This is a genomic window from Priestia megaterium (assembly GCF_041941685.1).
Taxonomy (GTDB): Bacteria; Bacillota; Bacilli; order Bacillales; family Bacillaceae_H; genus Priestia; species Priestia megaterium_C.
The window spans coordinates 1,506,646-1,528,656 of record NZ_CP130958.1; the positions used below are offsets into that span (position 1 = coordinate 1,506,646).

Annotated in this window: 19 protein-coding genes and 2 pseudogenes; 20 read left to right on the top strand and 1 reads right to left on the bottom strand. The window is 38.0% G+C overall.

The features are described 5' to 3' along the window. Positions 1 to 67 precede the first annotated feature (67 nt). From Q5794_RS07885 to Q5794_RS07905, 5 genes are all read left to right on the top strand, one after another. Entirely contained in the window at positions 68 to 289 is a 222-nt protein-coding gene (locus Q5794_RS07885; RefSeq protein ID WP_214985708.1) for a spore germination protein, read from the top strand. Positions 290 to 506: 217 nt separating this feature from the next. Continuing rightward, positions 507 to 1,952: a glycosyl hydrolase family 18 protein gene (locus tag Q5794_RS07890; RefSeq protein WP_374988947.1), complete on the top strand. Its 1,446-nt coding sequence runs from the start codon at positions 507 to 509 to the stop codon at positions 1,950 to 1,952. A gap of 288 nt (positions 1,953 to 2,240) precedes the next feature. Then, entirely contained in the window at positions 2,241 to 3,443 is a 1,203-nt protein-coding gene (locus Q5794_RS07895) for a macrolide family glycosyltransferase (protein WP_214985712.1), read from the top strand. A 44-nt stretch (positions 3,444 to 3,487) separates the two neighbouring features. After that, positions 3,488 to 4,396: a UTP--glucose-1-phosphate uridylyltransferase GalU gene (galU, locus tag Q5794_RS07900; RefSeq protein WP_374988948.1), complete on the top strand. Its 909-nt coding sequence runs from the start codon at positions 3,488 to 3,490 to the stop codon at positions 4,394 to 4,396. Positions 4,397 to 4,499: 103 nt separating this feature from the next. Further along, on the top strand, positions 4,500 to 5,711 hold the full coding sequence (locus Q5794_RS07905) for a sugar efflux transporter (RefSeq protein ID WP_374988949.1): 1,212 nt from the start codon (positions 4,500 to 4,502) through the stop codon (positions 5,709 to 5,711). A gap of 335 nt (positions 5,712 to 6,046) precedes the next feature. Here the strand turns inward: Q5794_RS07905 and Q5794_RS07910 are convergent. Continuing rightward, positions 6,047 to 7,271, bottom strand: a pseudogene (locus Q5794_RS07910) (MFS transporter). 419 nt (positions 7,272 to 7,690) lie between these two features. Here Q5794_RS07910 and Q5794_RS07915 point away from each other — a divergent pair. The 15 genes and pseudogenes from Q5794_RS07915 (at position 7,691) to Q5794_RS07985 (ending at position 21,993) form a co-directional block, all read left to right on the top strand. After that, positions 7,691 to 8,061: pseudogene (locus tag Q5794_RS07915) on the top strand (thiol-disulfide oxidoreductase DCC family protein). A 154-nt stretch (positions 8,062 to 8,215) separates the two neighbouring features. Continuing rightward, entirely contained in the window at positions 8,216 to 9,139 is a 924-nt protein-coding gene (locus tag Q5794_RS07920; protein WP_192997592.1) for an oxidoreductase, read from the top strand. A gap of 153 nt (positions 9,140 to 9,292) precedes the next feature. Then, positions 9,293 to 10,393, top strand: coding sequence for an amidohydrolase/deacetylase family metallohydrolase (locus Q5794_RS07925; RefSeq protein WP_328244659.1), 1,101 nt, complete (start codon positions 9,293 to 9,295; stop codon positions 10,391 to 10,393). After that, positions 10,371 to 11,474, top strand: coding sequence for a DgaE family pyridoxal phosphate-dependent ammonia lyase (locus Q5794_RS07930; RefSeq protein ID WP_214985724.1), 1,104 nt, complete (start codon positions 10,371 to 10,373; stop codon positions 11,472 to 11,474). The genes Q5794_RS07925 and Q5794_RS07930 overlap by 23 nt, the downstream gene beginning before the upstream one ends. Position 11,475: 1 nt before the next feature. After that, positions 11,476 to 12,231, top strand: a complete 756-nt coding sequence (locus Q5794_RS07935) for a KDGP aldolase family protein (RefSeq protein WP_374988950.1) — start codon at positions 11,476 to 11,478, stop codon at positions 12,229 to 12,231. Next, the gene (locus Q5794_RS07940) at positions 12,224 to 13,240 is read left to right on the top strand and encodes a sugar kinase (RefSeq protein WP_374988951.1); all 1,017 of its coding nucleotides are present in this window, start codon (positions 12,224 to 12,226) and stop codon (positions 13,238 to 13,240) included. The genes Q5794_RS07935 and Q5794_RS07940 overlap by 8 nt, the downstream gene beginning before the upstream one ends. An 11-nt stretch (positions 13,241 to 13,251) precedes the next feature. Continuing rightward, positions 13,252 to 13,968 (top strand): GntR family transcriptional regulator, encoded by a 717-nt coding sequence (locus Q5794_RS07945; RefSeq protein ID WP_192997587.1) that lies wholly within the window; start codon positions 13,252 to 13,254, stop codon positions 13,966 to 13,968. Positions 13,969 to 14,046: 78 nt separating this feature from the next. Next, a complete protein-coding gene (locus Q5794_RS07950) occupies positions 14,047 to 15,372 on the top strand; it encodes a GntP family permease (protein WP_192997586.1) in 1,326 nt (441 codons plus the stop codon). A gap of 84 nt (positions 15,373 to 15,456) precedes the next feature. Continuing rightward, complete coding sequence (locus Q5794_RS07955; RefSeq protein WP_268576131.1) at positions 15,457 to 16,269, top strand: BtpA/SgcQ family protein; 813 nt, start codon at positions 15,457 to 15,459, stop codon at positions 16,267 to 16,269. 18 nt (positions 16,270 to 16,287) lie between these two features. Further along, the gene (locus tag Q5794_RS07960; RefSeq protein ID WP_251033973.1) at positions 16,288 to 16,485 is read left to right on the top strand and encodes an HAD family phosphatase; all 198 of its coding nucleotides are present in this window, start codon (positions 16,288 to 16,290) and stop codon (positions 16,483 to 16,485) included. A 286-nt stretch (positions 16,486 to 16,771) separates the two neighbouring features. Next, positions 16,772 to 17,752 (top strand): DUF3231 family protein, encoded by a 981-nt coding sequence (locus tag Q5794_RS07965; RefSeq protein WP_374988952.1) that lies wholly within the window; start codon positions 16,772 to 16,774, stop codon positions 17,750 to 17,752. Positions 17,753 to 17,892: 140 nt separating this feature from the next. Next, positions 17,893 to 19,149, top strand: coding sequence for an alkaline phosphatase (locus Q5794_RS07970; RefSeq protein WP_214985732.1), 1,257 nt, complete (start codon positions 17,893 to 17,895; stop codon positions 19,147 to 19,149). Positions 19,150 to 19,292: 143 nt separating this feature from the next. Continuing rightward, complete coding sequence (locus tag Q5794_RS07975) at positions 19,293 to 20,033, top strand: DsbA family oxidoreductase (RefSeq protein ID WP_374988953.1); 741 nt, start codon at positions 19,293 to 19,295, stop codon at positions 20,031 to 20,033. Positions 20,034 to 20,233: 200 nt separating this feature from the next. Further along, positions 20,234 to 21,193 carry a S8 family peptidase gene (locus Q5794_RS07980; RefSeq protein WP_374988954.1) on the top strand — a complete coding sequence of 320 codons (960 nt, stop codon included), beginning with the start codon at positions 20,234 to 20,236 and terminating at the stop codon, positions 21,191 to 21,193. Beyond that, a complete protein-coding gene (locus tag Q5794_RS07985) occupies positions 21,190 to 21,993 on the top strand; it encodes an endonuclease I family protein (protein WP_214985738.1) in 804 nt (267 codons plus the stop codon). Before Q5794_RS07980 ends, Q5794_RS07985 begins: the two co-directional genes overlap by 4 nt. Positions 21,994 to 22,011 lie beyond the last annotated feature (18 nt).

Consider the following 22,011-nt stretch of genomic DNA (forward strand, 5'->3'; position numbering starts at 1 on the left):
AAAAGCTACTTTTTGGCCTTCTGCTCATATCATATAGCAGACAGATAATGAACAGGAGGAGAGGCAGATGCCATCGGTAGTAGGAGCCGTAAATATCTCGAATGTATTGGTTTCATCTTCAGTGGAGTTTGGTGATTGTCTGGCTATTAAGCCAAAAAGTACAGCTTTTACCACAGTCGGTTCTGGTAGCGGGAACACAGGGAATTTTATGAATATTACAAGCAGTGCCAGTACCGCTAATACAATTGATATGGATATTAAGGATCAAAATGTAGGGGGAAATGCATAAGAAACGAAAGCTTATCGTCATCGGACGGTAAGCTTTTTTATTTGAGTTTTACGTATACCCAGACGTTTCTTTACCACAATGTACCTCTAGGATTCTATCTTATAGGAGTAGTAAACTAGACAGGTGATGTCAAAAAGTGGGGAGGCGAGATTATAAAATGAAGAAAATATATATGAGCCTGATTATTCTCTGTCTTTTCAGTGGAGGATTGGCCCCGATGAGTAAAGGAGCCGCTGCTTCTTCAGTGGGCACTGTCAAAGGTGATAACGTAAACGTATATCGTTCTCCTTCCTTACATTCTTCTGTTATGCAGACAGTGAAAAAAGGAGAAGAATTTCCTGTCATTTCATCTGAAGCTGGAGATGCAGCTCAAGTTACTACTCATACGGTAGTGCCGGGAAATACACTATGGCTACTAGCTAACCAATACGGTGTAACAGTCAGTGATCTAATAAAACAAAATCAGCTAAAAAAGACGGAGCTGATTCCAGGGCAAACGCTGAAAATACCACCAAAAGGCTTGTTACATAAAGTAGTATCAGGAGATACGCTTTGGAAAATCTCCGTAAAGTACGGTGTAAAAGCGAATGAATTAACAAAGTTAAATCAGCTATCCTCAACAAATATTAAGCCTGGACAAATGCTTATTATTCCTGATTACTATGTACAAGTACAGCTTTTGGAAGGGAAAAAGGGCTGGATCAAAAAATCTGATTTAGCGCAAAAGAAGCATCAGCCTGTAGTTATGGGTTGGAGCTTTAATGAAAAAACAGCAGGCTACACAGAATCGATGAAGCAAAAGAATTTAGACGTTGTTTCACCTCGTTGGTTTACGCTGACGTCGAATGACAAAGTTGTTTCATCTTCTATAAATGAATCATATGTTCAAACGGCTCATAAAAACGGCAAAAAAGTCTGGCCGCTTATTGGTAACAATTTTGATGATGTGCTTACAAGCGATGTGCTAAGTAACAAAGCAAAGCGGCAAAAGCTTGTATCGTCAATAGAAAGTTCGCTAGTAAAAACAAACAGCGATGGGATCAATGTTGACTTTGAAAATATTAATATCAAAAACAAACAAGATTTTGTTTTATTTATTAAAGAATTAAAAGCAGCGTTAAAACCTCATGGTATGACAATTTCAGTAGACGTAACAAGAGAAAATAAGGATCCGTTTTGGTCGGGAAGCTTTGATAGGAAACAGATTGGTCAAGTGGCAGACTATGTCATTATGATGGGATATGAAGAACACTGGGGAGGAAGTCAAGTTCCAGGATCTGTTGCTTCACTGCCTTGGGTGAAAGAAGGCACACAACTTCTTATGAAAGATGTACCTGCACACAAAATCCTGCTGGGAGTTCCTTTTTATACGCGAGAATGGAAAACGGATCTATCGACCAAAAAAGTTGTCACAAAAGACTTAACGATGAAAGAAGCCGAAGCGGTTATCTCTTCTAAAAAGTTAACTAAAAAATGGGATAGCCAAGCCTCACAGTACTATGTAGAATACACGGAAAATGGTACGAAGCATCAAATATGGCTCGAAGACAAAGCATCTATGCAGCGCCGGGTTAAATTAATTAATGACTATCATTTAGGTGGGGCGGCAGCCTGGTATATTGGTTCAGAAACCTCAGATATATGGGAGTTATACAACTTTTAAATCAAAAACACACCTCTTGCTTGATTTTAGCGAGGTGTGTTTTTGATTTGTATCATAATGAAGCGCATACATCTATTTACAAACGAGATAAATTTTACAGTATTTGTTTTTCTTGAGTTAATTTATAACTATATGCCAAAATGAGCCTATTTAACCTTTTTTTAGTTGAAAACGCTTAATGACTTTACGATAAAGATAATTTATAGTAAATTCAGTTTCTATACAATAAATTTACTAAATAAACAATTAAGTAAATTAATTATTAACTAAGTGAAAGGAATGAATGTTATGGGAAATGTATTAGTAATAAGCTTTCCAGGTGAAGGGCATGTGAACCCTTCTTTAGGAATTGTAAAAGAATTGATGGCTCAAGGGGAAAAGGTCGTCTATTACGGCATTGAAGACTATGCTGAAAAAATTCGAAAATCAGGCGCGGAATTTCGTGAATACGAAGATTTTCGTCCAAGTCTTGATATGAGCAACCGGATGACCAAAGAGGAGTCTTATGACCGCTATGAAATAATGAATTTGTTTTTAAATGAATCTGAAAATATTATTACTAAAATTATGAGTGAAACGAAACATGAAACATATGATTATGTACTTTATGATTATCACCTTTTAGCAGGGTCCGCTGTGGCTGACCTTCTTCAGCTTCCAAAGGTTTCTCTTTGTACGACATTTGCGTTAAATAAGGAGTTAGCAACTTGTATGATGCCAAGTGGTCAAACAGAACCTGACCAATCTTCCTTTTATCCTCAATTCGAAAAATCATTAAATAAGTTTAACAACCAATATAATACTGAGTTAAAAGATTCCATGGACATTATGTCGAATCCAGGGGATATTACGTTAGTATTTACGTCAGAATTCTTTCAGCCAAACGTATCTGAATTTACGAGTGAGTACAAGTTTATTGGCCCTTCAATTGTTAAACGACTAGATGTTGAAGATCCTTCTTACTTACAGAATGAAAATGAAAAAATTATTTTTGTTTCTATGGGAACTATTTTTAATCAGCAGCTAGAAATCTATAACTTATGTGTAGAAGCATTAAAAGATTTTGAGGGTAAAGTTATTTTATCTATTGGTAAAAATACAAAAACTGAAGAATTAGCACACATTCCAGAAAACTTCGTTGTGAAACAATACGTACCGCAGCTAGAAATTTTAAAACGTGCTGATTTATTTATTACTCACGGCGGAATGAACAGCAGCAGTGAAGGTTTATATTACGATACGCCGCTTGTCGTTATTCCAATGGCAGTGGATCAATTTATGGTTGGCGATCGTGTGCAGAAGTTAGGAGCAGGTGTAAAATTAGATAAAAATAATGTATCTGCTGAGCTAATCAAAAATACAGTTAACGACGTTTTAACTACTCACACATATAAACAGCATGCACAACAAATTGGAGAATCACTTCGCTCAGCGGGAGGATACAAGCAAGGAGTGAAAGAAATTTTCAAGATGGTGCCTGTTAAAGCGTAATAGATATAAGGCAGCTAGATAACTAACAGAGAGGAGTAAATAATATGCAGACTATAAAAAAAGCAGTTATACCAGCAGCAGGGTTAGGTACTCGTTTTTTACCTGTTACAAAATCTATCCCAAAAGAAATGCTTCCAATTGTAAATAAGCCCGTCATTCAATTCATTGTAGAAGAAGCCTTAAAATCAGGAATTGAAGATATTTTAATTGTTACAGGAAACGGGAAACAAGCAATTGAAAATCATTTTGACCATAATATTCAACTGGAACACTTACTTCATCAAAAAGGAAAGACCGAACTATTAGAAGAAATGGAGCATATCTCTGAACTAGCGAATATTCATTACGTTCGTCAAAAAGAAATGAAGGGCCTTGGCCATGCGATTGGCTGTGCTCGACAGTTTATTGGAAACGAACCGTTTGCAGTTTTACTTGGAGATGACTTAACAGATCCAGACCAGCCTTGCTTAAAACAGCTGGTTGACCAGTATAACCAAACGGGATCATCAGTTATCGGCGTGCAGCGCGTAGAGGAAGAATCCGTTCACCGTTACGGGATTATAGATCCAAAAGTAAATAAAAACCGGTTATACGAAGTGAATGGTTTTGTAGAAAAGCCATCAGCTGAAGAAGCACCGTCTAATTTGGGGATTATTGGACGCTATGTATTTACACCTGACATTTTTGATTATCTGGAAACGCAGGAAGCTGGAAAAGGCGGGGAAATTCAGCTAACGGATGCTATTCAGCGCATGAATATAGACCGTTCTATTTACGCTTACGAATTCGAAGGCGAACGTTATGATGCAGGGGAAAAATTAGATTTTATTTTTACGACTCTTGCTTTTGCATTAAAAGATGAAGAATTAAAAGCACCTCTTTTAACTAAATTCAAAGAATTTATCAGCAAAGAAGAACAAAAAGAAAAAATTGCAGTACAAATTGGAAAATAACCTTCATTTACACACCTTTCTTCTAATTTTTCTTGAAGAAAGGTGCATTTTTTTGCGGAAATTGAACGTTTGACAGCTGGATAGAAAGGGTTGAAATGAGTTTATGTCGAAAACAGAAAATTCGTTTGTATCAGGCATAAAGATTGTATTTACAGACCGGGATTTTCGAACGATTTTTATTTCATTATTTATTATTGGATTATCTGTTGGCGGCTTTATGCCTTATTTAACGGTTTGGGCAACAAATACATTGCATGCCACTTCTTTTCAAGCAGGATTTTTATTTGTGCCAATGAGCATTATTGGTTTAATCGTATCGTTTTATTTAGCTTCGTTATCAGACAAATGGGGGAAACGAAAGCCATTTATTATTTGGGCGTTACTGATTGGAACCATTTCAAGAGTGCCGTTAGCGTTTACGCATTCTTATACAATAGCACTCATTTTACTTGCTATAGGAGGGTTTAATGCGTTTTCTTTTTTCTTTGCCCTGCTGAATGATTTTATTGTTAAAAAGCAAGAAAGCAAATCGCAGGCAGGTACGATTACTGGTACCGTGCGAATGGCTTTTTCACAAGGCTATATTTTTGGACCGATGCTTGGCGCTTTAATTATTGACCACGGAGGGTATACTCTTTTATTTTTATTATCAGGGTTGTTATCGCTAGCAACTTTAGGGTGGGTTCTTTTTGCGCTTAAAGAAGACAGTATGCCTCAAACTTCAGCTCATGCATCTTCAAAAGCGCCAGCTGGTATACCTTCTGTATTAATAGCTGTATTCGTAGCAGCTCTTTTCATTTTTGCGGGGGATTCCGGTCGTTCTATGTATTTGCCGCTGTATGTAACAGATACGTTAAAGCAATCCGTTTCAATTGTAGGTATTCTCTTTACCGTAACATCTGTTTTTGAGCTAGTATTTATGCCATTAGGAGGCTATTTTTCTGATAAGATTGGAGTTAAACGATTCTTTGTTATTGGAATAGCTTGCCAAGTTCTTTATTTTATTTTAACGAGTCTTCATTTACCGCTGAGTGGGTTAATTGTGCTTCAAGTATTTTATGCTTTTATTCTGTCCGCTACAATGGGAGTGGGAATGGTGTATGCTCAGTCACTGGCTCCGCGTCAAATTGGACTAGCCACAACGGCATATATGACGGCTATACAAACTTCAGCAGTTGTCAGCAGCTTAGCTATGGGGTCGCTAGTCAGCGTGATTCCGCTGCCTTCTACTTTTTACATTTTAGCTGTTTTCGCGGTTATTTCAGGTGTGATGTTCCTGTTTATGAAGCAAAAATCAGCTGAGGAAATGAGTTGAAAAGAAAAGTTAAGAAGAGGGTGAAAAAAAAGTAGTTTCATTAAATTAAAACACGAACTATCTATCAAAAATGGATAAATAGTTCGTGTTTTTTTTAATCATGATGAACGCAGGTGCTTTTAGCTGTTGGTTGGAGGGCAAGGCGAAGACTCCTGCGGAAACAGCGGAACAGATGAGACTCCGCAGGAGCGCAAGCGACGAGGAGGCTCATCGGCCGCCCGCGGAAAGTGAAGCCTTGCACGGAAAGCAACAGCGGTCGAGCAAGCAGTCCAGATCATGTATCCAGATTGTTCGTCTTTGGGGGAGATTCATTTCGGTATGTCCAGCCTCTTTTTTTATGATGCTGTTTCTTGAATTTGTTCGCTGCGATTTTTATTTAAAATTTTGCGGTAGCGGTAATTAACAAAAGCTGCCGCTGCCATACCTACTACTGAAAGCATCGCATCAAAAATAAAGATAATTGAAATATGTCCCGTTTTAGACATGAGCCCTGTTGCTAAAGGCAATAAAATAGCAGCTAATCCAGCAGCTGTCGCTACAATTCCAGTAACCGTTCCTTTTTTGTTCCAGAAAAGCTCGGTCATAACAGTAATCGCTAATTGAAAGACCCCAGCCGTAGAAAATCCCATGAAAAAAGCAGCTGCAATTGCAATAGCAGGTACTTTAACAAAAAGAAGCGTAAGTACGGCTATAAGGGTAATCATCGGGTAAACGAGAATAACCGTTACAGGACGAAGCACTTTGCTTAATAATACAGCTAATACTAAAACAGAGATTAAAGCTCCGATGCTGTAGTAGCTTAAAAGGCGGACGGAGCTGCTTTCAGCCATACCTAATACTTGTTGACCATAAGTAGGGAGCCAAATTTGAGCCACCGTAAAAAGCGCTGTAGAAGTAAATCCAATCACAATAAGAGCAATTCCTTCTTGTTTCATTTTAGGAGCAGAGATAAATTTATTCTCTCCTGTATTTTGCTGTTGAACTGTACTCTGTTCGCGTTTATGATTGGGAAAAGGCAGTTTGAACATAAAGATCATATTTAGTAAATAAATAAGAGCAGGAAGAAAAAAGCATACCCATAAAAAAAATCATGATCTGCAAAAAAGGCAATCATAAACGGCAGAAGCGCTGCTCCTGCTGAAATAAATGCTTTTACAAGAACACTGGCTGAACCTGAAGATTTAGGAAAGACCTCAATCAAAGCAGGATACGTTCCAGCATCCATAGCAGAGTTTGCAATACCAGCGATAATAGCAAAGATAAAGGCTGTTTGATAATTTGGCGATAATGGAATGCCAATTAAAAAAATAGCCATCGTCAGAGATGAAACAATAATCAAAGGCTCTTTCGTCCGAATTTATCAGACAAGATGCCTGATACAGAATATGAAAGCAATTTTCCAATTCCGATAGCAGAAATGATATAGCTGATTCCAGCACCGTCGGTATTTAATTGTTTTGTCAAAAATGACATATTTGATGCAAGCATGATATTGACCATGCCAAGTAGAAAGTAGTTAATATACATACCTGAAGCTGACAGCATGTACTTATTTTTCATCATTTACACATCCTTACGTAAAAAAGCTTATATGAACTGGATAAAAGTAATCACCCGTTCCTCCTTTTTTCTTCGTTATTTATAAATCTACTTCCATGATAAGTTTATGAAGACATTACCTTTACCTTTTATCATTAAATTTATTTAGTCTTTTTTAGTATGTGACTAAATGTGTGCACCTAGTGCTTCAAATCAATATGAAATCTATTCTAACATGTTTTTAGCGCTTTAAACCAAAAAAGTGATATTTTATAAAAAAATCCTGTCTTCTTTCGCGGCTTCACAAAAGAAACCCCACAAAAAATGTTTGCTTTAAAGCCAGGCTGCATAAGAAGTGCCTCCTAACGGTGATTATTAAAAAGGAGAAAAGGGTATTTATAAACTAAGGAAAAAGAAACAAAGAAAGAAAGGTGGAAACAATGAAGCACAAAGTATTTTTTGATGCGGAATGTCCTTTATGTTACAACGTAAAAAAATAATTAAAGCGCTGGACTGGACGAAGCAAATCCAGTGGATTCCAGTTCAATACATTGAACGAACGGAGTATAGTTATTTAAAAGAAGAGGGAAGAGACTTATATGATCAAATTCATATGGTGACCAAAAAAGGGGAAGTTCTAGCAGGATTTGAAACGGTCAGACGGCTTTTAGCTGTTTTGCCTCTTACATTCCCAATAGGTGTGCTTCTGCATTTACCATTGATGAAAAAAGCGTTTAGTCCGCTATACAAATGGATCTCCACAAACCGATACGACTGGTTTGGACGCTACGATTCCCCGCGAACCACATAAACATACAAAAGGGACAAGCTTTGAAGAAGCTTGTCCCTTTTGTTTTGAAGACATTATACTTTATACATACCTTAATTTTTAAAAAACGTTAATTTAGTGTGACTGAGACGCGTAAATTCTAGAAAAACAGCTATAGCTGAAAGGGAGAACTTATATGATAACAAAATGGACAGCTGAACGAATGCCCGATGTAACGGGAAAAACAGCCCTTATAACGGGAGGAAACAGCGGGATTGGGTTTGAAGCAGCAAGGGCTCTAGCAGCTCGCGGAGCAGAAATCATTCTTGCTGTGCGTAATGAAGAAAAAGGGAAAGAAGCTAAGAAGAGAATTAAAGCGGATAACGGAAATGCTAAAGTGACTATTATGTCATTAGATCTCAGTGACTTGAGCTCTATTCGGCATTTTGCCAATCAATTTCTTCAACAATACTCGTCTTTGGATCTTCTCATTAATAATGCAGGCGTGATGGTTCCGCCTCACAGCAAAACGAAAGACGGATTTGAACTGCAGTTTGGCTGTAATCATTTAGGGCATTTTGCGCTTACGGGTTTGCTGCTTCCTTTACTAATGGCAACTCCACATTCAAGAGTCGTAACGGTAAGCAGTATAGCTGCTAATTCTGGAGAAATCTATTTTGATAATCTAGACGGGGAAAAAGGCTACAGTCCAATGAAGTTCTATAGGCAAAGTAAACTCGCCAACCTATTGTTTGCTAAAGAACTGCAAAACCGCTTAGAAGCAGCCGGATCAACGATAATTAGTGCTGCTGTACATCCAGGTATTTCAAATACAAACCTATTATCACGGGGTTCAGGTAAAGAACCAAACGGCTTGTTGAAATTTTTAGTCAAGCTATTTAGTCAATCTGCAGAAATGGGCGCGCTGCCTACTCTTTATGCAGCCACTGAATCAATAGAAGGCGGTACATATATTGGGCCAGACGGAAAAGATGCTAAAAAAGGATATCCTGTAAAAGATAGGATGGGAGATGTTTTATTTAAAGCGGACGTAGCGGAAAGGCTATGGAGCATATCGGAAGAATTAACAAAAGTGACATATATATTCAAGAAAAGATAAAAACCAGCGGCTATTGGTCGCTTTTTATCTTTTTTAAACCAAAACATTATAACGTTATATTTACTTATTTATTTCTTTATGTTATTCTACATTTGTAAAAGCAGAAAAATAATTAATATTAGTGTAAGCGCCACCATAAGAGGAGTGAACGAAATGAAGAATCGGTTTCTATTAAGGAATGTCAAATCGGTCACTGAAAAAGAGTTTGATATTGTTATAGAAAATGGAAAAATCTCTGAGATAGCAAAAGCTGGTGAAGGAAAAGCACCGCTTGTTTATGATTACTCAGGAACCTACATATCCAGCGGATGGATTGATTTACATGTTCATGCGTTTCCAGATTTCGAACCATATGGAGATGAGATAGACGAGATAGGAGTGAAGCAAGGAGTAACAACACTAGTGGATGCAGGAAGCTGCGGTGCTGATCAAATAGCAGATTTAATTCAAAGCCAATATGCAGCAAAAACTAATTTGTTAGCGTTTTTAAACATTTCACATATTGGTTTAAAACGCACAGATGAGCTTTCAAATATGGAATGGCTAAAAGCGGAAAAGATTTTTGAAGCCATGAAGGCATATAGAAACAATATTGTAGGTTTAAAAGCCCGTATAAGCAAAAGTGTAGTAGGTAAAAGCGGTATTGAGCCTTTATATTTTGCTCGAAAAATGTCTAGTAAAATTTCACTTCCATTAATGGTTCATATCGGGTCTGGTCCTCCTGCTATTGAGGAAGTTGTTTCGATTCTAGAAAAAGGAGACATTATTACTCACTATTTGAATGGAAAAGCCAATAATCTATTTGATGATGAAGGAAAGCCGCTTCCACTCCTAATGGAGGCCATCCAACGAGGTGTTCATTTAGATGTAGGGCACGGAAATGCAAGCTTTTCGTTTCAAGTAGCAGAAGCTGCCAAAAAACATAATGTTAAATTCAATACAATTAGCACAGATATTTATCGGAAGAATCGACTAAATGGGCCTGTATACAGCTTAGCTCATGTATTATCTAAATTTCTTTATTTAGGATACAGCCTTGAAGAAGTAGTAAATGGCGTTACTGTTAATGCGGCAAAGTGGCTTAATAGACCCGAGCTAGGAAGGATACAAGTTGGAGACCGTGCCAATTTAACTCTTTTTACTATAGAAGACAAGCCTGTTCTGTTTGTTGATTCCGAAGGAGAGAAGAGAGAAGGTAAGCAAATAATTAAAGCAAAAGGAGTAGTTGTAAATGGAACGTTCATTGAATGCTAAATATGGCTTGAAACGAGTAATTAACGCGAGCGGTCGAATGAGTATTTTAGGTGTATCAGCACCGACTGATACAGTAATGGATGCAATGAAAAAAGGAGGACAAAATTACGTTGAAATCGCTGATTTAGTTGATAAAGCAGGCGATTATATTGCTGAGATCTTAGGAGCAGAAGCAGGTGTGGTTGTTAACTCAGCTTCAAGTGGAATTGCTCTCTCTGTAGCTGCTCTTGTTACACAGGGAAATCGCCGCAAGAGCGAGCGTCTTCATCAAGAAGAAATTCCCAAAAGAGAAATTATTATTCTGAAAGGTCATAACGTACAATACGGGGCACCAGTTGAAACAATGGTTTATTTAGGTGGAGGAAAGCTTATTGAAGTTGGCTACGCTAATGAAGGAAGAGCAACTCATATTGAAGAAGCGATTTCTGAAAACACAGCCGCCATTCTTTATGTGAAATCTCATCATACAGTTCAAAAAAATATGATCTCTGTGGAAGAAACGTGGGAAATTGCACAGAAAAACAATGTTCCGTTAATTGTGGATGCTGCCGCAGAAGAAAACCTTCAAAAATATGTAAAGTACTCAGACCTTGCAATCTACAGTGGCTCAAAAGCAATTGAAGGACCAACTTCTGGAATTGTTGGAGGTAAACGTAAATATATCGAATGGCTGAAAGTTCAACTACATTGTATTGGAAGAAGTATGAAAGTAGGAAAGGAAACAATATTTGGGTTACTTCAAGCACTTGATGAGTATGGAGAAAAGAAAGATAAAAGTGCAAAAGAAAAAGAGAGTTTACAAGCGCTACTGTCATTAAAAGACATAGAAGGCGTTAACGTAACAATTGTTCAAGATGAGGCAGGCCGAGCTATATTCCGTGCTAGAATTCAAATCATTCCAGAACAGGCTAATATAACTGCAGAAGAAGTTGTAAAAGAGTTGGGTGAAGGTGAAATTGCTATTTATACACGTGATTACGGGATAAGACAAGGATATTTTGACATCGACCCAAGACCTTTAAAGGGCGATGATATACATGTAATTGAGTCTAGAATACGCGAAATTGTAGGAGGAAACTGACATGTCAAACATTACAAAACGTTTTTATAAAGAGCGTGCAGCATTAAACGTATTAGCAAACAGTGTCGAAAATGCCAAAGAAGTATTTGAGGCTGCAGAAGGGCATGTATTAGTAGGCGTGTTATCCAAGGATTATTCTACTGTCGAAGAAGCAGTAAAAGCAATGAAAGAATACGGAAAGGAAATTGATGAAGCAGTATCAATTGGTTTAGGCGCTGGAGACAATCGTCAAGCAGCTGTAGTAGCAGAAATTTCAAAGAGTTATGCTGACAGTCATATTAATCAAGTATTTCCTGCTGTTGGAGCAACGCGTGCTAATCTAGGTGAAAAGGATAGCTGGATTAATAGTTTAGTATCCCCAACCGGCAAAGTCGGCTACGTAAATATTTCGACTGGCCCAGTTAGTGCAGCGCATGATGAACAAGCTATTGTACCGGTCAAAACAGCTATTGCCCTAGTACGTGACATGGGAGGAAACGCGCTCAAGTATTTTCCTATGAAAGGGTTAAGCTATGAAGAGGAATTCCGAGCTGTGGCACACGCTTGCGGGGAAGAAGGATTCGCTTTAGAGCCAACTGGAGGAATTGATAAAGAAAACTTTGAAACAATTTTGCGTATTGCTTTGGAAGCGGACGTCCCAAAAATTATTCCGCATGTTTATTCGTCAATCATTGATCAGAAAACAGGAAAGACAAAAGTAAATGATGTACGTGAGCTCCTCGAAAAGATGAAAAAGTTAGTTGATCAGCATGGCTAAGAATTTTGCAGCATTTGGAGAGGTAATGATGCGTTTACAAGTACCAGGATATGAATTACTTTCTCAAGCTCATACATTAAGCTATTCGTTTTCTGGTACGGGGGTAAATGTAGCGGCGGGATTGGCGAACTTCGGATATACGGGATATTTGATCACTGCTTTACCGGATAACGCTGTGGGAGATGCGGCTGTATCTTATCTTAAAAAGTTAGGTATTTCGCAGTCATTTATTAAACGCAGCGGAAAATATGTCGGTATGTATTTTTTAGAAAATGGATTTGGATCCCGATCTAGCCGAGTTACATATACTAACCGTTCAGAAAGCAGCTTCAACAGAGCTCCTGAAGGCATATATGATTTTGAGAATATTGCGGAGAAAGTAGATGTGGTGCATTTTTGTGGAATCTCTCTAGCAATGAATGATTCCGTCCGATCCTATATGAAATCATTTGCCAAAGCGGTAAAAGAACGCGGTGGTATGGTCGTATTTGACTGTAACTACCGTCCGTCTCTATGGGGAGATGAAGGATATGAAAGCGCAAAACCTCATTATGAAGATATGCTGTACCTTGCAGATATCGTAATGATGAATGAACAGGATGCTATGCACATTCTTAAGATGGAAACAGAAGAAATAAGCAGAAGAGAGCAGCTGATGAAACTAATTCCAAAGGTAGCAAAGAAGTACGGTCTTTCTGTCGTAGCTGGTACGCACCGATCTATTAATAAGAACAATAAGCACTCTTTATGCGGTTTTATATATAAAAATCATACATTTACATTTTCTGATACGATTACTTTTTCTGTCTATGATAGAATAGGCGCAGGAGATGCCTATACAAGCGGCATTTTATATGGCGAGTTAGAGAGCTTTTCAGCAGAAAAGACTGTGGCATTCGCTGTAACAGCGGGAATGCTTGCTCATACAATCGTAGGCGATACTCCTATGTCATCCCAGTACGATATACAAAAAGCGATGACAGAATCAGTAGGCGATGTAGAAAGGTAGAGGATGTAATAGTGAACGTATCTCGAAAAAAAGGACCACTGTATTTACAAATAAAAAATATCTTAAAAGATCGAATTTTGCATGGCGTGTATCCCATTCAAACAAATATTCCTTCTGAACCGCAGCTGGAAGAGGAATTTCAGGTAAGTAAAATTACGGTTCGAAATGCTATCAAAGAACTTGTGAAAGATGGATATTTAGAAACAAAAAGCGGTAAAGGAACAAAAGTTATTCGAAATACATCCATTTCAAGGCTCTCAAAAGGAAAACGCTTTACCGAAGTGTTGGTGGAAAAAGGGCATATCATTCAGAAAAAGTTGCTTGGGGCGGAGACAATTGAAAATGCACCAGAAACAACTTTATATACGCTGTTTGGTAAGCAATGCATTCGAATAGAGCGTCTTTATTATTTAGATAATGAACCTTATATTCATTACACGCATTATTTAACCATGCAACATATGGAAGGGATAGAATTAACACACTTAAATGCACAGTCGTTATACGATTTGATTGAAGAACAAGATATTACATTGGAGAAATTTCGAGATCAGTTTGCTGTTGCAAAAGCTGATTCTTATGTAGGCGAAAGACTGAATGTGCAGGCCGGAGAAGCGCTATTAAAGAGATCAAGGTATTCATATGATGAAGAAGGAAATATCATTGAATACAGTGAGGGCTATTATAATACAGAGATGCAGCAATACATTGTGAATTACGATATTTAAGAAGTGCGAGAAGAATGCATATTCTTTTCGCCTGAAAAATGAGAGCGTTTACTAAATGGGGGAAAAGAGGAATTTAGTATGGATATGTATCTATTGCTTGTGACATGCCTAGCAATTGTTATTGTTGTATTAGGAGTCTCTTGGTGGAAGTGGCACGCTTTTATCAGCTTAACCGTTGCCAGTTTATTTCTGGCTATTATGTCAGGGCTTTCAATGGACAAAATTGTGGGAGCTTATGAAACAGGAGTCGGCAGTGTTTTAGGTCACCTTGTTGGAATCTTGGCGCTTGGCACGATTTTAGGAAAAATGATGTCAGACTCAGGTGCTGGTATGCAGGTCGCGGAGTTTTTTATTAGGTTTTTTGGAATTAAAAAGTTGCCGTGGGCGATGCTCTTTGCTGGTTTTATAATAGGCATTCCGGTTTTTTTTGAAGTCGGAATTGTTATTTTACTGCCGTTAGTAATTTCTATTCATAAAACAACGAGACAGAATATTCTACTAATTGCACTGCCTGTAATTGCAGGACTATCGATTGTACACGGTCTGGTGCCCCCCCACCCGGGAGCGATGACAGCTATTGGAATATATAATGCAGACTTAGGAAGAGTTTTGCTCTATTCATTGGTTATCGCTCTTCCAGCAGCAATAGTAGCAGGTCCTGTATTCGCAAAATGGGTGCATAAACGTGTGATTCCTGAAGGGGAACCTGAATTAATTCGTGTCAGCACTTCATCTGAAAAATTACCTAACACAGGTATTTCATTTTTCATTATCTTATTACCTGTGTTATTAATGGTGTTATCTGTTATAGCTCCGTATATACCGCTTTCTAGCTTTTTAACTAAATTTTTTGTATTTATCGGCAGCCCTGTCATCGCACTTTTAATTTCTTGCTTTGCCGCATTTTATCTTTTGGGCATGCGTCAGGGAATGAAGAAAGATATGATTAAAAGATTAGTGGAAGAATCATTGCTTCCGGTTGGATCTATTATTTTAATTATTGGAGCTGGAGGGGGATTTAAACAAATTTTAATTGATAGCGGTGTAGGTACATCAATTGCTCAAATGTCTGAGCAATTATCGCTTTCTCCTATTGTCTTAGCATTTATGGTAGCAGGATTAATTCGTATTGCTACCGGATCGGCAACCGTTGCATTAACAACAGCTGCCGGCATTGTTTCACCAATCATTGTGCATATGTCTGGAGTCAATCTGGAACTGCTGGTTATTGCGACAGGAGCAGGATCACTAATGTTCTCTCATGTAAATGACGCAGGCTTTTGGCTAGTAAAAGAATATCTAGGTCTAACAGTAAAAGAGACGTTTAAAACATGGACGGTACTAGAAACACTGCTTTCGTTTATTGCTTTTGGAGGCGTTCTATTATTTGATGTTTTTATTTAAAAATTTCCTCCTTCTGATTATTTTAGAAGGAGGTTTACTAGTTGACTTGATATATAGTATTTGTAGAATAAGGAGGCAATGTATATGACCTGGTTAAAAGAAATACTTGGAACAGAAAAAGCTATTATTGCTATGTGTCACTTGTTACCGCTGCCTGGAGATCCATATTTTAATAGTGAAAAAGGTATGGATTATGTAGTAGAAATGGCAAGAAAGGATTTGCATGCTCTTCAAGAAGGCGAAGTAGATGCTATTATGTTTTCGAATGAATTTAGCATGCCGTATTTAACGGATGTTAAAACGGAAACTGTAGCTGCGATGGCCCGAATTATAGGTGAATTGATGTCGGAAATTAAAGTGCCCTTTGGAGTAAATGTATTGTGGGATGCTAAGAAATCTTTGGATTTAGCGGCTGCTACTGGTGCTAAATTTGTTAGAGAAATTTTTACAGGCGTATATGCAAGTGATTTTGGTACTTGGAATACCAACGTTGGAGAAACAATTAGACATCAGCATCGAATTGGGGCCAAAAACGTTAAATTATTATATAATGTTGTTCCTGAATCTGCTGCGTATTTGGCTGAGCGGGAAATTGAAAGTATTGCTGCATCTACGGTATTTAACAATCGACCAGATGCGCTATGTGTATCTGGATTAACAGCAGGGGCCAAGACAGATGTGCAGTTATTAATGCGCGTAAAGGAGGCTGTTCCTAATACAATTTTACTTGCTAATACAGGAGTTAATTTCACTAATTTCAAAGAACAGTTATCTATTGCTGATGGGGCAGTTGTAGGTACAACATTTAAATACGACGGTAAATTTGAAAACCATGTGGATGTTGACCGTGTAAAAAGATTTATGGACAAAGTAAAAGTTTTTCGTGACAATCTTTAAACGGAAAAAGAGGTAAAAGTGAATCAGTTAGCTTTCATTTTTGATATGGATAGCTTAATTGTTGACAGTGAACCTGTATACCGTAGCCGTAATAAAGACATATTTAAAAAGCTGGAGAGAGAAGTAGATAAGGATACACAGCTTTCTTTCATTAGAGGAACAGCTAAAAGAAAATGGACAATATTAACAAGGAAATTTTTACTGACCCCTACCTAATCCGGAAAATACAAACTCTTTGGTCAATTAACTTTTATTGTAGCAGCAATTTAATGAAAAACGAGTCTTTTCATATTAAATAGAATTTTAACTATACAAATTAAACATAAAAAACAGTTCTGTAATCAGAGCTGTTTTTTTGTTGCTCAAAAAGCTGTTTGTCAGAGGGTTAAATAAAAAAAAGAATGTTGGATAGCATAATGATAAGTAAATGTACAATGAGTATGCTCTCTTTTCAAAGAAGCAGACGTACTCAAAAAAGCTGAAGAAGCGGAGGGAAGTAACAGTGCCTGACAAACCTAGTATTACCTCAAGCGAAATTGGGACGCTGTGGATGACATATCAGCAGAAAACGTTAATCATTTGCTTGTTGGATTATATGATTGAACATGCGGATGATGAAGATGCTAAAACTATTATGACAGACTTGCGTGAGCAGCTAATTATATACATACGAAAAATAAAAACAATATTTGAAAAAGAAGGGGCCGTAGTGCCAACGGGGCTTTCATCTCAAGACGTAAATGTACAAGCCCCAAAACTATTTACTAACGGATTTGATATTATGTTTCTTCGTGTCATCAAAGAAATTAGCATGGGGATGTATACATTAAGTTTAGGCAAGGCCTACAGAGAAGATGTGGTGAAATTTTATCAAGATTTAACAAAGATTACGCAACATTGTTACGATTCTTGTACGCAGTATTTACTGAAAAAAGGAATTTTATCACGTCCACCTTATATTCCAATGCCAACTACCGTTGAGTTTGTTTCGGATAGAAAATATCTAAGCGGCTTAAATGTATTTGCGGATAAAAGAGTATTAAATACGATGGAGCTAGCGCAGATTTATCATGGAGTCGAAACAAACATTGTCGGGATGAAATTAATGAAGGCTTTTTCTCAAACAGCTAAAGATACCGAAGTCAAAAAGCATTTTTTGAAAGGAAAAGAGCTCAGTAAAAAGATTATTACGCGTCTAGAAGAAATAATTATACAAGACGATATTTCACCTTCTGTTGCCTCAACAGGAAGCATAACGACTTCTGAAACGCCTGCTTTTTCGGATCGTTTGATGCTGACATGCGATATTTTACTAAGTAATTTTAGTATTGGAAGTCAGGCATTTGGAGCAGCATTTAGTTTTCGAAGAGATATTGTGGCTAAAATGATGCTGATAGGAGAAGATGCGTTTCAATATGCAAGCGAAGCAACAGAAATTATGATCAAAAAAGGCTGGCTTGAAGTTCCGCCAAGCATTAATTAGCTAAAAGAAAAGTCTCTTTCATGCATTGTAAATGGAAGTTTATATATCTTTACACACCTTTAACCTTTTATTTAAGTTGATTTAACAGACTGCGTGTACAGTTAAGTTATGTCAATAATAAACAGTAAAGGGTGTAAAAAATGAAAAAACGTGCAATTGGAGCGGCAGTATTATCAGCGGTAACTGTAGCAGCGCTGGCATTTGGAACAAATTCACCAACAGATGCTAAAGCAGCTAAAGGCGTAAATAACCAAAAAGCTAAAAATGTTATTCTTTTTGTTGGAGACGGTATGGGTACCGATCATCGTGATGCGATCCGATTGGCCGCCGTAGGTGCAAATGGAAAGTTAGCAATGGATGATATGCCGGCAGTAGGGAGAGTCCATACAGCTTCAGGAAATTCATTTGTTACGGATTCCGCAGCAGCTGCTACAGCCATGGCTTCAGGAGTTAAAAGCTATAATGGCGCTATTGGCGTAAATATGAAAGGAAAGCCAGTTCAAACAGTTTTAGAAAAAGCAAAATTAGCTGGGAAAACGACGGGGCTTGTGACAACAAGTCAAGTAACAGACGCGACTCCAGCTGCTTTTGGCGCACATGTTAAAGATCGAAGTGCTCAAAGTGACATCGCGAAGCAGTATCTTGAAAACAGTAAAGTAGATGTGATTCTAGGTGGCGGAGAAGATTATTGGTACCCAAAAGGAAATGAAGGTGCACACTCAGATGCCCCGCCAGAAGATAAAACTGAAGGAAGCAAAGGAACGCAAGGGAACTTAGTAAACAAAGCACAAAAACTTGGGTATACGTACGTTAATAACGAAAATGAATTAAAATATGCTAAAGGAACAAAATTGCTTGGTCTGTTTGCTAATGAAGAAATGTTTCAACAAGCTACTGAAGGCCAAGGTGATGTGTACAACCCTCAAGTATCTCTAAAAGACATGACAAAAAAAGCAATCAATACGCTATCACAAAATAAAAAAGGGTTCTTTCTTGTAGTAGAAGAGGAAGCCATTGATGAAATGGCTCATAATAATAATGCCGAACTCATGATTAAAGCAGGTAAGCAGCTTGATGATACGGTGAAGATGGCTAAAGCTTATGCTAAAACACACCCAGACACTCTCGTATTAGTAACAGCTGACCATGCAACCGGAGGTTTAGCACTTGAAAAAGTAGACAATAAAGATAACGGTGGAGATGAAGCATCAAAAGAAGATGGGCCATTTGCAATCGCTCATTCAAAAGAGCAGTTCGTTGCGGATTGGACAACTGAAGAGCATACGTCATCAGACGTTCCTTTGAATGCAATGGGTGCCGGCTCAGAAAGATTTACCGGAGTATATGAAAATACGTATTTACATGATGCTCTTCTAAAAGCAATGAATTTAAAATAAGTGAGATAAAAACACGGTGTTGATTTAATACACTTAGTATGTAAATCAACACTGTGTTTTTTGCTTTGTTTGAGCAAGTTATGATGGAGTTTCTTCAAAGGTATGCTACGATAAGAATTATCTTGAATTGAAGAGGTGTCACGATGAAAATAGAAGTTTGGTCAGATTTTGTCTGTCCTTTTTGTTATATTGGAAAGCGTCGATTAGAGCAAGCGCTTCAGCAATTTGCACACAAAGATGATGTGCAGGTTGAATTTAAAAGCTTCGAGCTAGATCCAAATGCCCCAGTTAATACTGGTAAAACGATTAATGAAGCTCTTGCTGCTAAATATGGAATGACCATTGAACAAGCGAAGCAAGCAAATGAAGGAATCGGACAGCAGGCAGCTAGTGTGGGCTTATCCTTTAATTTTGACGATATGAAGCCAACTAATACATTTGATGCTCACCGCTTAGCTAAATTTGCAAAAGCTCAAGGAAAAGAAGCAGCCATTACAGAAAAACTCTTATATGCATACTTTACTGAATCAAAACATCTAGGTGAAGAAGAGACGCTGGTTGCTGTTGCAGAAGATGCAGGTCTTGACCGAGAAGAAGCACGTCAAATTCTCGCGGATACAAACGCATACGCAAATGAAGTGCGCAGTGATGAAGCAACGGCTCAGCAATATGGCATTAGCGGTGTTCCATATTTTGTTGTTAATCAAAAATATGCGATTTCAGGTGCACAGCCAGTCGAAACATTTGTAGGAGCTCTCCAACAAGTATGGGAAGAAGAAAATCCGACTCCCGCTTTGAAGAGTCTTTCTCCAGAAGGCGCAGATGATGCCTTTTGTGCAGATGGTCAATGTGCCGTTCCTGATTTCTCTAAAAACCAACAATAAATAAAGAGCAGAGGCGGAAATTTCGCTTCTGCTTTTTGTTTATTTGCCAAAAAAATTCACAAAACACAAACATGCGTTCTGTTTTTGTGTTATAATAAGTTTAGAAGCAACAAACCTCGATGAGTAAGCTCCAAAAATAAGCGATTAAAAGTGATCCCACCATGACCTAGCTTCCATTTAATCCTGCAGGGGGAATCTGAATGAAGAGCAAAGTGCACATTATCCCATTTCAAGTAGTTGAACAATTGAATCAATTTAATGAAGTCCCAGAAGGAGTCGCTCTAATTGGAGCAGAGCAAGTATGGAAGCAAACAAAGGGACGGGGAATAACCATAGCGGTTTTGGATACCGGCTGTGATGTTACACATCCAGATTTGCAGGAACGAATTATTGGAGGAAGAAACTTTACACAAGATGATCAACAAAATCCAGATATTTTTCAAGATTATAATGGTCACGGTACTCACGTAGCAGGCACAATTGCAGCAGCTCATAATGGAACGGGTGTTGTAGGAGTGGCTCCCGAAGTGAATTTACTTATTCTGAAAGTACTTGATGGAAATGGTTCAGGTCAATATGAGTGGATTATTGAAGGTATTACCTACGCCATTAAGCAAAAAGTAGATATCATTTCGATGTCGCTTGGAGGTCCGGCAGACGTGCCTGAGCTACATGAAGCGATTCAAGCTGCTGTTGATCAGAATATTTTAGTTGTCTGCGCAGCGGGAAATGAAGGAGATGGAGAAGGCTCCACAGATGAGTTTGCGTACCCAGGGTCATATAATGAAGTGATTAGCGTAGGAGCTGCTGATTTAGAGAAACGATCTTCGGTATTTTCCAACTCAAACAACGAAGTAGATGTAGTGGCTCCGGGAGAGAAGATCGTATCAACTTACTTGAATGGAAAGTATGCCGCACTGAGCGGAACCTCTATGGCGACACCTCACGTAGCAGGGGCCTTAGCATTGATAAAAGTTCTTTCAAATGAAATGTTTGGAAGAGAGCTTACAGAACCAGAGCTTTATGCACAGTTAATCAGAAGAACACTTCCATTAAATGAATCACCAAGAGAAGTAGGAAACGGATTTGTGCACTTGACCGTTGTTGAAAAGCTGTTGCGTGAAATTCAACGTCAAATGACTTCAGAGGTGATCGGATGAGAAGCAGTTTAGATATGCTAATGATGGAAAAGCAGCAGGCAAAAGCTCTTTATCAAGAATACGTAAACAATCGAAGTTATTATGATGAAAAGACGGATGAAGAAAATAAAAATCTTTATTATAACGATACGCTCTTTGAAAGAGAAGCCATGCAAACTTTGTTAACAGAAACGCATCAGCATTTGCTAAGTTATTCGCCGCATAAATATGTATATCCATGGGTGGATCTACAGGAGAATGGGGAGCTGAAAAGTCTATACTCAGGGAAAGGGATGGATCCGTTAGAAACTATACAGCAAGATATTGATCAACTTCAGTCGCTTAGTAACTCCTCTCTTTCAAGCAATGATATACTGCTAAACTGTGAGCACGTTGTCCCGCAATCTTGGTTTGGGAAACAAGAGCCTATGAGAGGCGATTTGCATCATTTATTTGCGTGTGAACCTTCTTGTAACAGTCGAAGAGGTAATTCTTCTTATATTGACTTCCCGGATTATACGCCGGAAGTAAAACAATCAGATGTGAAAGAAGGATGTGGCAAAGCAGAAAAAGGTAAGTTTGAACCCGAATATGGAAAAGGAATTGTGGCTCGATCAACTCTTTATTTTTTAATTCGCTATCATAATAAAATTGACTCTTCGCGAGTAGATCTTCCTCTTTTACTAAAATGGCATGAAGAATTTACTGTTTCACTTTATGAAAAACATCGCAATGCAGCAATCTTTGAGTTGCAAGGCAACCGAAATCCTTTTATCGACTTTCCTGACAAAGCAGGTGCGTTAATGAGTTCTGCTTTTTAAAATAGCGAAGAGCTCCGC

What these genes read in the sequence shown, in the direction of transcription:
- Q5794_RS07950 (WP_192997586.1), top strand. Translation starts at nt 14,047, where the DNA reads ATGGATATGTATCTATTGCTTGTGACATGCCTAGCAATTGTTATTGTT.
- Q5794_RS07985 (WP_214985738.1), top strand. Translation starts at nt 21,190, where the DNA reads ATGAGAAGCAGTTTAGATATGCTAATGATGGAAAAGCAGCAGGCAAAA.
- Q5794_RS07920 (WP_192997592.1), top strand. Translation starts at nt 8,216, where the DNA reads ATGATAACAAAATGGACAGCTGAACGAATGCCCGATGTAACGGGAAAA.
- Q5794_RS07925 (WP_328244659.1), top strand. Translation starts at nt 9,293, where the DNA reads ATGAAGAATCGGTTTCTATTAAGGAATGTCAAATCGGTCACTGAAAAA.
- Q5794_RS07935 (WP_374988950.1), top strand. Translation starts at nt 11,476, where the DNA reads ATGTCAAACATTACAAAACGTTTTTATAAAGAGCGTGCAGCATTAAAC.
- Q5794_RS07895 (WP_214985712.1), top strand. Translation starts at nt 2,241, where the DNA reads ATGGGAAATGTATTAGTAATAAGCTTTCCAGGTGAAGGGCATGTGAAC.
- Q5794_RS07955 (WP_268576131.1), top strand. Translation starts at nt 15,457, where the DNA reads ATGACCTGGTTAAAAGAAATACTTGGAACAGAAAAAGCTATTATTGCT.
- Q5794_RS07890 (WP_374988947.1), top strand. Translation starts at nt 507, where the DNA reads ATGAGTAAAGGAGCCGCTGCTTCTTCAGTGGGCACTGTCAAAGGTGAT.
- Q5794_RS07970 (WP_214985732.1), top strand. Translation starts at nt 17,893, where the DNA reads ATGAAAAAACGTGCAATTGGAGCGGCAGTATTATCAGCGGTAACTGTA.
- Q5794_RS07930 (WP_214985724.1), top strand. Translation starts at nt 10,371, where the DNA reads ATGGAACGTTCATTGAATGCTAAATATGGCTTGAAACGAGTAATTAAC.
- galU (WP_374988948.1), top strand. Translation starts at nt 3,488, where the DNA reads ATGCAGACTATAAAAAAAGCAGTTATACCAGCAGCAGGGTTAGGTACT.
- Q5794_RS07940 (WP_374988951.1), top strand. Translation starts at nt 12,224, where the DNA reads ATGGCTAAGAATTTTGCAGCATTTGGAGAGGTAATGATGCGTTTACAA.
- Q5794_RS07980 (WP_374988954.1), top strand. Translation starts at nt 20,234, where the DNA reads ATGAAGAGCAAAGTGCACATTATCCCATTTCAAGTAGTTGAACAATTG.
- Q5794_RS07885 (WP_214985708.1), top strand. Translation starts at nt 68, where the DNA reads ATGCCATCGGTAGTAGGAGCCGTAAATATCTCGAATGTATTGGTTTCA.
- Q5794_RS07905 (WP_374988949.1), top strand. Translation starts at nt 4,500, where the DNA reads ATGTCGAAAACAGAAAATTCGTTTGTATCAGGCATAAAGATTGTATTT.
- Q5794_RS07975 (WP_374988953.1), top strand. Translation starts at nt 19,293, where the DNA reads ATGAAAATAGAAGTTTGGTCAGATTTTGTCTGTCCTTTTTGTTATATT.